The organism is Fibrobacter sp. UWB3, assembly GCF_002210405.1.
In the GTDB taxonomy this organism is placed as follows: Bacteria; Fibrobacterota; Fibrobacteria; order Fibrobacterales; family Fibrobacteraceae; genus Fibrobacter.
In genome coordinates, this window is sequence record NZ_MWQJ01000002.1 from 210,110 (window position 1) to 223,670 (window position 13,561).

Genomic DNA, 13,561 nt, shown 5'->3' on the forward strand with positions numbered 1-13,561 from the left:
AACTAAGTTCTGCCAACTTGCATTTTATAGTGCATTTAAAAAAGTGCATCGCTCATGGGCGGTGCATTTTTTTATTTTCTAGAGCAGAGGATATCCAAATGAAACTTTATGTGGTACAGATGAAGATTTTGCCGGGCAATGTCTCGGCAAATATGCAAACGATGAAGGCCGCTTTTGATCGCGCTAAGGCTGCCGAAGTAGATTGCGTTGTGTTTCCACGAAATGCTTTGACGGGGCCTTCGAACAAGGCTCTCCCTGTAGACTGGGCCGAAATCCGCAAGTATGCGGGCAACATGCCGTTCTTCTTGTGCGGTGACGTGCTTGACGATACGCCACTTTTGAATGTGGCCCATGTGACCCATGGCAGTGACTTTTATGTGGTTGGCCGTCGCGAAGTCGAGAACAAGGAACTTTCGCACTTGGCGAAGGATTGTGCGATGCCGGTCATTTGCCTGAACGGTGTTGGGACTGACAATACCGGTAAGAACATCTATGCGCTTGCTGGCGGCAGCCGTGTGTTTGACTGCGATGGAAAAATCGTCTTTGAAATGCCTCTCTTTAGCGAGGCCGGAGCGGTGGTCGAATTTGTCGATGGCAATGTGCAAGTTTATGCGGATTCTTCAAAACCGTACACGAGCGAAATCGCCGAAATTCACGATGCGCTTGTATTCATGATCCGCGAAAACTTGAAGATGTTCCATATCTCGCGCATGGTCATTGGCGCAAGCGGTGGCATTGATAGTGCTGTTTCTGCTGCGCTTTATGCCGAAGCGATTGGACCGCAGAACGTGTATCTCGTGAACATGCCGACGCGCTTCAATTCGGATACGACAAAGAATGCGGCTCGTGACTTGGCCGAGAACCTTGGAACGCCGTACATGGTCGCTCCAATTTCGGACATTATTGAATCTGTTTGCCACACGCTGGAACGTTGCTCCTTTGTGCGCAACGACACCGTGATGAAAATTGCAGGGATCAACCACGAGAACTTGCAGGCGAGGACGCGCTCTGCATCGATCCTTTCAACGGTGGCTTCTGTTGTTGGCGCTGGTGTGACTTGCAACGGCAACAAGAGCGAGGCGATGGTCGGTTACTGCACTCTGTACGGTGACACTTGCGGCGTGATGTGCGCTCTTGGAGACTTGTGGAAAACGCAGGTCTATGCGCTTGCTCGTTACATTAACCGTGATTCAGAAATCATCCCGAAGGCTTCGATCGATATTCCGGCGAGTGCGGAACTCTCCGAAGCGATGAACGTCGATGAAGGCAAGGGCGACCCGATCCTTTACCCATACCACGACAAGCTCTTTGCCATGTGGGTCGAGAAGGGCGTGAGCCTTGCGCATACCGAAAGGCTTGCGGTGGAAGGGACGCTTTGCGAAACGCTCGGCGTAGATGCAGCTTACTTCAAGTCGAAACTCCCGACGGTCGAAGCGGCTCTCGAGGACATGCGGTTCTGGTACCGTAGGTTCAAGGGACTTGCCTTGGCTAAGCGCATCCAGTTCCCGCCGATACTCTCTGTAAGTGGGCATGCCTTCGGCGGCGAATACCGCGAAAGCCAGATGAGCTGCTAAGATCGCTCCGAAATCCTAATTCTTAATTTTTCTACATTTGCGGCTCATAGTTCAACCGCGGGTTTGACTCGCGATTCTAAAGGATATTTATGAAAATTGCAGAAAAAACAGTCGTCCAGATGCATTACACCCTCAAGTCCGACGAAGGTGCCGTGATCGATTCTTCGGAAGGTCGCGAACCGCTCCAGTACATTCAGGGCATGCACATGATCGTTCCGGGCCTCGAAAAGGCCATGGTCGGTCACGATGTGGGCGACAAGTTTGATGTTGTCGTCATTCCGGCTGAAGGTTACGGCGAATACGATGAACGCATGACCCAGGAAGTTCCGCTGAACGTTTTCCAGGGTGTCGATCATGTCGAAGCCGGCATGATGTTCTATGCCCAGACTCCGAATGGCCCGATGCCGATTCGCATCAAGTCTGTTAGCGAAAAGACGGCTATCATCGATGCAAACCACGAACTTGCTGGCAAGAATCTCAACTTTGCTATTGAAGTTGTCACTGTCCGTGAAGCAACAGAAGAAGACCTCAAGCCGTTTGAACATCACTGCTGCTGCGGTGGTCACGACGGCGAAGACCATGAATGCAAGTGCGGCGAAGAAGGCCACGAATGCGAATGCGGTGGCCATGGCAACAAGGAAAATTGCGATGGTAACGGCGGCTGCGGCTGCGAACACCACGCTGAACACCACGGTAAGTAAGGCTTTGGGCGAGGCTCGCTGATTTCCCTTAAAAAATGTGAAAAAAGACTGGAACCGGACGTACGTTCCGGTCTTTTTTTATTTAATTTAAATCGAGGAGTGTGGCAATTTACACCAGAGGTTGGATATGCGTTTTGCGAAAATTTTATCTGTGGCAGCGTTGCCAATGTTTCTTTTTGCCTGTAGTGATGATAATTCATCGTTTGCAACTACAGCGCCTGAAAGTGAAAAACCTGAAGAACAGCAGCCCCCGCTTGACTCTATTCCAGAAAACGAGAAAGAGGTCAAGCTAACTCGAGATTTTTCGGATGTCTGGAGTGGTAGCGGAACAGCTGAAGATCCGTTCCTTGTTACCAATGAACAGCAACTTGCATCCATCGAGTTCTATGTAAGCGATTCTGCAATGACCTTTAGGGGCATGTATTTTAAACAGACCGCAGATATTGCGCTTACAAAAGCATGGAAGCCGATTGGCATTTTTGGAAAGAATGCCTATGGGTATGGAAATCGCTCCTTTAGCGGTTCTTATGACGGTAGTTCCAAAACAATTTCAGGCTTGACTATCAGCGATACGGCTAGCTATAGCGGTCTATTTGGCTTGACCCGTGGAGCTCGCATCAGTAATGTTGTGCTTAAGGGCGCCAAGATGAACGTCGGCACAAATGCAGGTGTCCTTGCCGGAAAGATGGATTCGACGATCGTAGAAAACTGCGTTCTTGAAGATATCGAAATTAGCGGAAAGGACCGCGTAGGCGGCTTAGTCGGTGAAGCTTCGAATGTCAGTGTGGCTAATGTTGCAGTCTCCGGTATTGTAAAGGGCGAAAATTCTGTGGGTGGTGTTGTTGGCCGCTTGCAAGATGGTTCATTTGATAATGTGGTGAATAAAGCTGATGTCACGGGTAAGTCCACTGTAGGTGGTGTTGCTGGTGCTTTTGCCACTACAAGTAAAAATGAAGCTGCTGCTGAAAACGTTGGCTTTGTTCGTGATTTGCTGAATTACGGTAACGTGACAGGAACTTCGAATGTCGCTGGTGTTATCGCCTCCCTTTCATCGACTAAGGCTGATCACGTTGGCAATTATGGTGCTGTTACCGCCGATGAAGGCGCGATGAGCAATGTTGCAGGTGTCTTTGCGGAAACCTCGAACAATTCTGTTGTCAATGAAGTTTTCAATGCAGGGAAGGTCTCTGTAAAGAAGGCAATGGCAACTGGTGGCGTTTTCGGTAGCTTGAAAAACTCTACGGCAAAGAATGTGTTCAACCAAGGTGAATTGGCTGGGCAGGCTTCCAATTTGGGCGGTCTTGCAGGCATTATTGATGGCCAGTCCAATGTCGAATCGAGCTATAATGCAGGAACGATTCCTAATGAAAACTATGCAGGAACCGTGGCCGGCAGTGGCAAATCGACAATCACCTTGACAAAAGTCTTTTATGATTCGACGGTTGGTGAAGGCTGCCAGGTCTTTGGTGGTGATGCTCCGTTTGGCATCGCCATCCCGACGGGCGTTACGACTGCCGATATGAAGGCTGCTACGTTTGTGGCTACATTGAACGGCGCCGGCAGTGTTTGGACCATCGATCCGACCAAGTTTAACGGCTATCCGTCTTTTAGCTGGATTAAGTAATTTCTACATTTAGAACATGGCTAAAAAGAAAAAATTTTGGAAGTCGCCTTCTGCTGAGGCGGCTTTTCGTGGTAAAGAAGACCGTCTTCGCAAGACTCTTTGCGAAATTGTGAACGGACAAAGCCGTTTGTTGCACCGTCCGGACGAACTGTACGAGGCGATTGCGAACGGTCTTGACGATATTGAAAAAATCAAGGATGTGAAGCTCCAGCTTGAACTTTTGGCATGGACGCTTCGCTGCGATTTCTTGGCATTCAAGGCTGATGACGAAGAAATGGATACGTGGAACGACTTGTTCTACGATGCCGGAACGTTCTTTATCGAAGTCGCGAAGACTTATGACGACAAGGATTACATTGCGGACCTGATTCACGATTTGGCTGTGCGCCACGTGGGTGGGGAAGGTCGCGAGGTCGTTTTCCTCTCGATTGAAGACGTGATGCCGGTGCAGCGCGCAAAGGCTTTGATTGAAGAACTTCTAGGCGTGATCGATGCGACTGAACTTGAAAATCGCGAAGACGTTCTCGATGCGATTTGCGATATGGCGGATGCCATCAAGGATACTGAAAACTTTGCGAAGGCTTCGCTTTACAAGGATCCGGACAAGAGCAATGCAACGCTCATCGACATTGCAAACTCCTACTTTGTCGCTGGCAACATTTCTATGGCAAAGCAGTGGCTTGGCGATGTGAAAGATCCGGGTGCCGAAGACGAAGAAGCGTTCCTCGATTTGCAGGCCGCCATTGCTGACCGCGAAGGCCGCAAGACGGATTGCCTCAAGTACGCCACGCGTTTGTACGAATGCTACCCGAAGGTCATGAACCTTTCGAGACTCTGTATGCTCAAGGACGACGCTGGCGTCGACAAGCTTTTATTCGATCACATCAAGTACCGCGATAGTGGTAAGTGCGATACGAGCTTGATGATGCTCCTTGCAAATCTCAAGAAGTTCGAATTGCTCGAAAGCTACGTGAATCATTACGAACGTGATTTGCCGGGCCTTGAGGCCTCTGAGCTGAATGCGATTTCGGATGAGGTGGAACGCGCTGGAGCAACTGAACTTGCAAAGCACATCCGCGAATGGACTGTTGAAGAACCCGAAGACGCCGAACCCCTCGACGATCGCGAATAACGACTACTTGTCGCTTTTCGCGTATTAAGCTGTCATGCAGGATTTGTTCTGACATAGCTCATTATGCTGTCATGCCGGATTTATTCCGGCATCGCCATTTTTATAAATTTCTATTTTTACCCACATGAAAGTCCTTTTATACGATACAACGCTCCGTGACGGTAACCAAGACCGTAAAATAAGTCTCTCCTTAGCTGATAAAGTCCAGATCGCTCGAATTTTGGACCACTTTGGATTTGACTATATTGAAGGCGGTTGGCCGAACCCCAGCAATCCGACCGATGAGGAATTTTTCAAGCTCATCAAGGACGTAAAGCTCAAGCATGCAAAGATTGCCGCATTTGGTTCTACGCGTCGTCCGGGAATTTTGCCCGAGAACGACCCGCTTTTGCAGGCGCTCATCAAGTCCGAAGCTCCTGTCAAGACGATTTTCGGCAAGAGCTGGGATTTGCATGTGACGGATGTTATCCGCACGACTCTCGAAGAAAACCTCGACATGATCGAGTCTTCTGTCGCATATCTCAAGGAACATTCCGAAGAGGTGATTTACGATGCGGAACATTTCTTCGATGGCTATAAGGCTAATCCGGAATACGCGCTCGAAACGCTCAAGGCGGCTGAACTTGGCCATGCCGATTGCATCGTGCTTTGCGATACGAACGGCGGAACGATGCCGTGGGAAATCGAAGAAATCGTAAAGAAGGTTCAGACTAGAATTTCGACGCCGCTTGGCATCCACGTGCATAATGACAGTGGACTTGCCGTGGCAAACTCGATTTACGCTGTGAAGGCGGGCTGTATCATGGTGCAGGGCGTGGTGAATGGCTACGGCGAACGCTGCGGTAACGCAAACCTCACGACAATTGCTGCCGATTTGAAGTTCAAGATGGACTGCGATTTTACGGCTGCAAAGAAGCTCTCTCACTTGCGTCAGCTGAGCGGCAATATCGACCAAATTGTGAACTTGCCGAGCGACGTGCATGCCCCGTACGTGGGCGATGCCGCATTTGCCCATAAGGGCGGTGCTCATATCGATGGCGTCATGAAGGTCAGCCGCAGTTTTGAACATATCGACCCGCATACGGTGGGTAACGACCGCGTGTTCGTGACAAGCGACCAGGCCGGTGGTTCTCTCGTTGTCGAAAAGCTCAAGGCCATCAAGCCGGGCATCGACAAGAAGGATCCGGTGGTGGCAAGCCTCCTCAAGGAAATCAAGGAACGCGAAAATGCGGGCTGGCATTTCGACTCCGCCGAAGCGAGCTTTAAGCTCTTGGTCTACCGCCACTTGGGAATGGTCAAGGAACCGTTCAAGGTGCTCAACTACCGCGTGATTGAAGACAAGACGCCGCAGGGTGTTTCTGTGTCGCAGGCTACGGTCAAACTCCAGGTGGGCGACAAGATTAGCCACCAGGTGAGCGAAGGTGACGGTCCGGTGAACGCTCTTGATGCCGCTCTCCGTAAGGCGCTTTTGCCGTTCTTTCCGTGCATGGAAAGTGTGCGCCTGGACGACTTCAAGGTGCGCGTGCTCGGTTCCAATGTGGCATCCGATGCAACGGTTCGCGTGTGGACGACGTTTGGCGATGAACACGGCTACTGGAACATGGTCGGCGTTTCGAGCAACATCATTGAGGCCTGTTGGACTGCTTTTGTCGATGGCCTTACGTACAAGATTTTGCTTGAAGACAACGTTATCCCGAATGCATACAAGCATTTGGATGTGGCGTCTGTGTAAAATAGCTGAACCGTGACAATTTGCCAAACCGCGCTGGGTTTTAGAGTTTAAAAAATAGAAGGTCTGTTAAAATGAAAATCGTAAAAGTCACTCCGAAGTCTCAAGAGATTGACAGAATTTGTGGTCGTGAAGTTGCTCCGAGCAAGGAAATTCACGACAAGGTCATGGACATTCTCGCCGACATCAAGAACGGCGGTTATGCCAAGGCTGTGGAATACGCTCAGAAGTTCGATGGCCTCAAGGGTAAGAACCTCCGCGTGTCCGAAGCCGAAATCAAGAAGTCTGCCGCCAAGTGCCCGCCCGAAATGCAGCGCGCACTTAAGCAGGCTATCAAGAATGTTCGCGATTTCCACGTGAACCAGATGGAAGATTCTTGGCTCATGGAAGGGAAGGACGGCGTGGTTCTCGGTCAGCGTATCCGCCCGATGAAACGCGTGGGCCTTTATGTTCCTGGTGGTGCTGGCATTTACCCGAGCACGGTCATTATGAATGCGGTTCCGGCCATTGTTGCTGGCGTCAAGGACATCGTTGTCGTGACTCCGATCAAGGGCGAAATCAACCGCGCTGTGGCTTTTGTGCTTTGCGAACTCGGCATTACCGAAGTTTACCACATCGGTGGCGCTCAGGCTATCGGTATGCTCGCTTACGGTGCCAAGGATGGCAAGGGCAAGGTCGTCGTGGAACGTGTCGACAAGATTGTGGGCCCGGGTAACGTCTTTGCCGCAGTCGCGAAGAAGGAAGTTTTTGGCATTGTCGATATTGACATGGTGGCAGGCCCGTCCGAAGTGCTCGTGCTTGCAGACAACACCTGCGATCCGGACTTTGTCGCTGCTGACCTCTTGAGCCAGGCGGAACACGGTTCTGGCTTTGAAGCCGCCATCTGCATTACGGACAACATGGAAACCGCACAGATGATTAGCGAATGCGTCGATATCCAGGTGGAAAATTCTCCCAAACGCGAATTGCTCCAAAAGGTGCTCGACAACTTCGGTCGCATCCTCGTTGTGAAGGACTGGTTCGACGGTGTGGCGATTGCGAACGCCATTGCTCCGGAACACATGGAAATCATGACCGACGAAGCCGAATCTATGGCCGCCCAGATTGAAAATGCGGGTGCCGTGTTTATCGGTCCGTGGTCTTCTGAACCGGTGGGCGACTACTTTGCAGGCCCCAACCACGTTCTCCCCACGAACGGCACGGGTCGCTTCTTCAGCCCGCTCGGTGTTTATGACTTCCTCAAGCGCATGAGCATCATCAAGTATAGCGAAAAGGCTATCAAGAAGAACGCAAAGGCAATCGCTGTCGTGGCTAATGAAGAAGGCTTCATCCACCACGCCGCCGCAGTTCTCAAGAGACTGTAATTGTGAATTGTCATGCCCGCCGGAGCCTGTGCTGAGCGCAGTCGAAGTAAGCGGGCATCTCCCGGCAGTGATGTCATTCCGGCCTCCGAGCCGGAATCTCCTTACACAGTTCTATTTACATTTTATCGAAACGGCTCCGCATTTTGCGGAGCCTTTTCCGTTTGAAAATATCCTCAAATTGCTATATTTGGGGCGGTAAATATTTAGGCTAAAAGAGGTCAAAATGCTCATTCTTCGTGGTACTCCGGCTCTGTCGGATTTCCGTCTGCAAAAGCTTTCATCTGATTTTAAGGCCGCTGGGATTCCGGTTGCATCTGTGTATGCCGAATTCCTCCATGTGGTGGATCTGTCCGCCGACCTGACCGCTTCCGAAAAGGAAACGCTCGAAAAGGTCCTTCATTACGGCCCGATGCGCGAAGTCAAGGCGCTCGAAGGTGAACTCTTTGTGGTCTGCCCGCGTCCGGGTACGATCAGCCCGTGGAGCTCGAAGGCTACCGATATCGCTCACATTTGCGGCCTCCCGGCAATCAAGCGCATCGAACGCGCCATTGCTTACTACGTGAAGTTTGAAGGTGCTGCTCCGGCAGGCGCTCGCGAAAAGATTTCTGCCAAGATTCACGACCGCATGACTCAGGCCGTGTTTGCTGATACTGCCGCTCTCGAAGTGCTCTTCAGCAAGGAAGAACCGCGTCCGCTCAATGTGATTCCGGTGCTTACCGAAGGTCGCAACGCTCTCGTGAAGGCCGACAAGGAAATGGGCCTTGCCCTCTCCGCCGACGAAATCGATTATCTCGTCAAGAACTTCACTGAACTCAAGCGCAACCCGACCGACGTGGAACTTTACATGTTCGCTCAGGCCAACTCGGAACACTGCCGCCACAAGGTGTTCGGTGCCGAATGGACCATCGACGGCGTGAAGCAGGACAAGTCCTTGTTCCAGATGATCAAGAACACTTACCAGCTCCACAATTCCAACATCTTCAGCGCTTACAAGGATAACGCTGCTGTGATGAAGGGTGCAACGGCAGGCCGCTTCTACGCTGACCCGCGCAACAACAAGTACGACTTCCACAACGAAGAAGTCGATATCCTCATGAAGGTCGAAACCCACAACCATCCGACTGCAATTTCTCCGTTCCCGGGTGCCGCTACGGGTAGTGGTGGTGAAATCCGTGATGAAGGTGCAACGGGTAAGGGTTCCAAGCCGAAGGCTGGCCTTACGGGCTTCAGCGTTTCGAACCTCAAGCTTCCGGGTGCAGTTCAGCCGTGGGAAAAGGACTTTGGTAGCCCGTCCCGCATTGCATCCGCTCTCGACATTATGATTGACGGCCCGCTCGGTGGTGCCGCATTCAACAACGAATACGGTCGTCCGAACATCCTCGGTTACTTCCGTACGTTCGAACAGGAAGTTTCTTCTGAAAAGGGGACCGAAGTTCGTGGTTACCACAAGCCGATTATGCTTGCTGGCGGTCTCGGTAACATCAAGCACCAGCACATTGAAAAGGGCCACATTGACCCGGGTGACCACTTGATTGTTCTCGGCGGTCCGGCCATGTTGATCGGTCTTGGTGGTGGTGCAGCAAGCTCTGTGGCTAACGGTGCCGGTAATGAATCTCTCGACTTTGCTTCTGTGCAGCGTGAAAACCCGGAAATGGAACGCCGCTGCCAGGAAGTCATCGACCGCTGCTGGGCGATGAACGAAGAAAACCCGATTACGTTTATTCATGACGTGGGTGCAGGTGGACTTTCTAACGCCTTCCCGGAACTCGTGAACGATGGTGGTCTCGGCGGTAAGTTTGAACTCCGCAACGTGCCGAACGACGAACCGGGCATGAGTCCGTTCGAAATCTGGAGTAACGAATCCCAGGAACGTTATGTTATCGCTATTGCTGGTGACAAACTCGATGTGTTCGACGCTATCTGTAAGCGTGAACGCTGCCCGTACGCAGTTGTGGGCGAGGCTATCCCTGAAAAGCACTTGACCCTTACGGACAAGCACTTCGGTACGACTCCGATTGACATGCCGCTCGGAGTGTTGCTCGGCAAGCCGCCTCGCATGATTCGCAATGAAAAGTCCCAGAAACGCCCGCTCTCTTCTCAGGTGGTGCCGGCTGGCGTGACGGTGAAGGACCTTGCACATCGCGTGCTTGCTAACCCGACCGTTGCAGATAAGACGTTCTTGATTTCCATTGGTGACCGTTCCGTGACGGGTATGATTTGCCGTGACCAGATGGTTGGTCCGTGGCAGGTGCCGGTTGCTGACTGCGCCGTGACGAGTGCAACACTCGACACGTACGAAGGCGAAGTCATGAGTATGGGCGAACGCGCTCCGATCGCTCTCATTTCTCCGGCTGCAGCAGCCCGCATGACGGTTGCTGAATCCCTCACGAACATGGCTGCCGCTTGTGTCCCGGATATGGGCCGCGTAAACTTGTCCGCAAACTGGATGGCTACGCCGAATTACGAAGGCGATGGTGCTGACCTTTACGAAGCTGTGAAGTCCATCGGTATGGAACTCTGCCCGGAACTTGGCATTACGATTCCGGTCGGTAAGGACTCCATGAGCATGAGCACCGTGTGGCAGGACGAAAAGGGTAGCCACCGCGTGACCGCTCCGATTTCTCTTGTGATTAGTGCCTTTGCTCCGTGCGCTGACGTTCGCAAGACGCTCACGCCGCAGCTCTTGCAGAAGAAGGACACGACGCTTGTGCTCGTGGACCTCGCTCGTGGCAAGAACCGCATGGGTGCATCCATTGCCGCTCAGGTTTACAACCTCCTCGGCGACAAGGCTCCGGATGTCGATTCCGCTAAGGAACTCCGCGCCTTCTTCGAAACGATCCAGAAGCTCAATGCCGATGGAAAGATTCTCGCTTACCACGACAAGAGCGATGGTGGCCTCTTTACGACGGTTGTCGAAATGGCTTTCGCAGGCCACGTGGGTGTGACACTCGATGCTACAGCTCTCAAGGGCAATGTGATTGACGCTTTGTTCAACGAAGAACTCGGTGCCGTTCTCCAGGTCGCAAACGCAGACCTCGCTGCTGTGAAGGCTGCTTTCGAAGCTGTCGGTCTCGGCGATACCGTTTCTGAAATCGGTAAGCTCAACGATACGTACAACATTGTGATTGGCGACTACGCCGAAGGCCTCTCTGACCTCCGCGCCATCTGGAGTGATACGACTCGCCGCATTGCCGCTCTCCGTGACAATCCGGAATGTGCCGAAAGCGAATACAAGCTCAAGCTCGAACAGGACGATCCGGGTATTACGCCGAAGGTCACCTTCGATCTCGCTGCTAGCGCCAAGGTCATCAAGGATTACGCAAGCCGCCCGAAGATGGCAATACTTCGTGAACAGGGCGTCAACGGTGAACTCGAAATGGCTGCTGCATTTGCAAAGGCTGGCTTCGAATCCATCGACGTTCACATGACGGACATCCTCTCTGGTCGCGTAAGCCTCAAGGACTTCAACGGTCTCGTTGCTTGCGGTGGCTTTAGCTACGGTGACGTTCTCGGTGCAGGCGAAGGCTGGGCCAAGAGCATCTTGTTCAACCCGAAGGCTCGCGCTGAATTCGAAGCTTACTTCAACCGCAAGGATACCTTCACGCTCGGCGTTTGCAACGGCTGCCAGATGGTCTCGAACCTCAAGGATTTGATTCCGGGCGCTAAGCACTGGCCGCGCTTTGTGCAGAACATCTCCGAACGCTTCGAAGCTCGCTACTGCTCTTTGAAGGTCGAAGATACGCCGGCTGTGCTCCTCAAGGGTATGGCAGGTTCTGTCCTCCCGATCGCTGTTGCTCACGGTGAAGGCCGTGCTGAATTCGCAAGCCGCGAAGCTGCCGAAGCCTGCCTCAAGACGGGTCTCGTGGCACTCCGCTATGTCGACGGCAAGCACGAATACACCGAACGCTATCCGCTGAACCCCAACGGCTCCCCGTTTGGCATCAACGGCCTCTGCTCTGAAGACGGCCGCGCTCTCGTGATGATGCCGCATCCGGAACGCGTGTTCCGCACTTGCCAATACTCTTGGCACCCGGCAGAATGGGGTGAAGATGGCCCGTGGATGCAGCTCTTCCGCAACGGCCGTATCTTCGTAGGGTAATGGTGTCGAGGCGAACATGCCCCGCGCATTGTCTTTCCCGCTTTCGAGCGGGAACAACCTTTGACCGAGTCTTCCTGAGCGGCGAATAGCCTCGAAGGATCCAGTTAAGTCTAGACAAATCCGCTTCTTGCTTTACCGCAGGGGCGGATTTTTTTATAGCTTGTTTTTAATAGTTTATTTGTTTTGTATAATAAAGTATTATTTACAAAGTTTTGTTATATTTTTATTACAATTAGCTAACCATAAAATAAATTTTTAAGATAAATGATGAATTTCCAATAATTCACCAAAAAGAGGTATTTTATGGCAAAAGAAATGGTTGTATTACAGGGTCAATCCTTCTCGATTGAACTGCAATCAATGTTCGGTTCCACAAATTATGGTTGGACTCTGACCAAACTTCCGCAGGGCATCGCTCTGTTGAGTACAGAGACAATCTCAACAGCAACAGGGGTTGCTCCTGTTATCCAGAGATTCTGGTTTGGAGCTGTTTCTGCAACGGAAGACAAGTCTGAACTTGAATTCACGTTGATTAACTTTACGGATATGTCCGCTACGAAAAAGACGCATACGGTGCTGTTGAACGTAATTCCGAGCGATTCTGATGAATTTGCAAAATTTAGCGAAAACTCTGACGCTACAATCAGAGCTGTTGCCGGCCCAGCAATGCCCTATGGCCTTGTTCTCGGCTCGCAAGAAGCCGTTGTGAAGTATGGCTATCCTTGTGGAGTTCAGGATGCTCCCCTGATGAAGTATGGCTATCCCTGTGGCGTTCAAGATGCACCCTTGATGAAGTACGGTTATCCTTGCAATACAAGCGAAGCACCTGTAGTGAAGTATGGGTATCCTTGTGGTGTAAATGATGCACCCTTGATGAAGTATGGTTATCCTTGCGATTTGCCTTTGATGAAGTATGGCTATCCTTGCGGAGCTCAGGACGCATCTCCAAATCGAGAAGCCGCTTTGAAGTACGGTTACCCCTGCGGCACAAATGATGCTCCTTTGATGAAGTACGGTTATCCTTGCGATTTGCCTTTGATGAAGTATGGCTATCCTTGCGGTGTTCAGGATGCTGCATCGAACAGGGAAGCAGCCATGGCATACGGTTACAAGAACTGTACAAATGACGTCGCTTTGAAGTATGGTTATCCCTGCGGAGTACAGGATGCCGCCTTGAAGTACGGCTATCCGTGCGGCGTTCAAGATGCAGCAACGAAAAAAGACGCTGCTTTTATGTACGGCTTCAAGTGCGATTCGCAGAAGTCTGACTGTTAAAATAAATCAGAATACATGATAAAAACAGCCTGCTGGCCTTGAATGCTGGCAGGCTGCTTAGAG

The 13,561-nt window shown here is 51.5% G+C and carries 8 protein-coding genes; all 8 read left to right on the plus strand.

What is annotated here, in order from left to right:
* Positions 1 to 98: 98 nt before the first annotated feature.
* The 8 genes from nadE (at position 99) to B7991_RS03515 (ending at position 13,498) form a co-directional block, all read left to right on the plus strand.
* The gene (nadE, locus tag B7991_RS03480; RefSeq protein WP_088629609.1) at positions 99 to 1,574 is read left to right on the plus strand and encodes an NAD(+) synthase; all 1,476 of its coding nucleotides are present in this window, start codon (positions 99 to 101) and stop codon (positions 1,572 to 1,574) included.
* An 89-nt stretch (positions 1,575 to 1,663) separates the two neighbouring features.
* Entirely contained in the window at positions 1,664 to 2,275 is a 612-nt protein-coding gene (gene slyD, locus B7991_RS03485; protein WP_088629610.1) for a peptidylprolyl isomerase, read from the plus strand.
* Between the two features lie 166 nt (positions 2,276 to 2,441).
* A complete protein-coding gene (locus tag B7991_RS03490; RefSeq protein WP_254917830.1) occupies positions 2,442 to 3,899 on the plus strand; it encodes a hypothetical protein in 1,458 nt (485 codons plus the stop codon).
* 16 nt (positions 3,900 to 3,915) lie between these two features.
* The gene (locus B7991_RS03495) at positions 3,916 to 5,031 is read left to right on the plus strand and encodes a hypothetical protein (protein ID WP_014544875.1); all 1,116 of its coding nucleotides are present in this window, start codon (positions 3,916 to 3,918) and stop codon (positions 5,029 to 5,031) included.
* Positions 5,032 to 5,155: 124 nt separating this feature from the next.
* Positions 5,156 to 6,763: a citramalate synthase gene (gene cimA, locus B7991_RS03500; protein ID WP_088629612.1), complete on the plus strand. Its 1,608-nt coding sequence runs from the start codon at positions 5,156 to 5,158 to the stop codon at positions 6,761 to 6,763.
* A 71-nt stretch (positions 6,764 to 6,834) separates the two neighbouring features.
* Complete coding sequence (gene hisD, locus B7991_RS03505) at positions 6,835 to 8,124, plus strand: histidinol dehydrogenase (protein WP_014544877.1); 1,290 nt, start codon at positions 6,835 to 6,837, stop codon at positions 8,122 to 8,124.
* Between the two features lie 223 nt (positions 8,125 to 8,347).
* Positions 8,348 to 12,223, plus strand: a complete 3,876-nt coding sequence (gene purL / locus B7991_RS03510; RefSeq protein WP_088629613.1) for a phosphoribosylformylglycinamidine synthase — start codon at positions 8,348 to 8,350, stop codon at positions 12,221 to 12,223.
* Between the two features lie 303 nt (positions 12,224 to 12,526).
* A complete protein-coding gene (locus B7991_RS03515) occupies positions 12,527 to 13,498 on the plus strand; it encodes a hypothetical protein (protein WP_088629614.1) in 972 nt (323 codons plus the stop codon).
* Positions 13,499 to 13,561: the final 63 nt, after the last annotated feature.

Coding starts and splice junctions, on each gene's coding strand:
- nadE (WP_088629609.1), top strand. CDS start 99: ATGAAACTTTATGTGGTACAGATGAAGATTTTGCCGGGCAATGTCTCG.
- B7991_RS03490 (WP_254917830.1), top strand. CDS start 2,442: ATGTTTCTTTTTGCCTGTAGTGATGATAATTCATCGTTTGCAACTACA.
- B7991_RS03515 (WP_088629614.1), top strand. CDS start 12,527: ATGGCAAAAGAAATGGTTGTATTACAGGGTCAATCCTTCTCGATTGAA.
- slyD (WP_088629610.1), top strand. CDS start 1,664: ATGAAAATTGCAGAAAAAACAGTCGTCCAGATGCATTACACCCTCAAG.
- cimA (WP_088629612.1), top strand. CDS start 5,156: ATGAAAGTCCTTTTATACGATACAACGCTCCGTGACGGTAACCAAGAC.
- hisD (WP_014544877.1), top strand. CDS start 6,835: ATGAAAATCGTAAAAGTCACTCCGAAGTCTCAAGAGATTGACAGAATT.
- B7991_RS03495 (WP_014544875.1), top strand. CDS start 3,916: ATGGCTAAAAAGAAAAAATTTTGGAAGTCGCCTTCTGCTGAGGCGGCT.
- purL (WP_088629613.1), top strand. CDS start 8,348: ATGCTCATTCTTCGTGGTACTCCGGCTCTGTCGGATTTCCGTCTGCAA.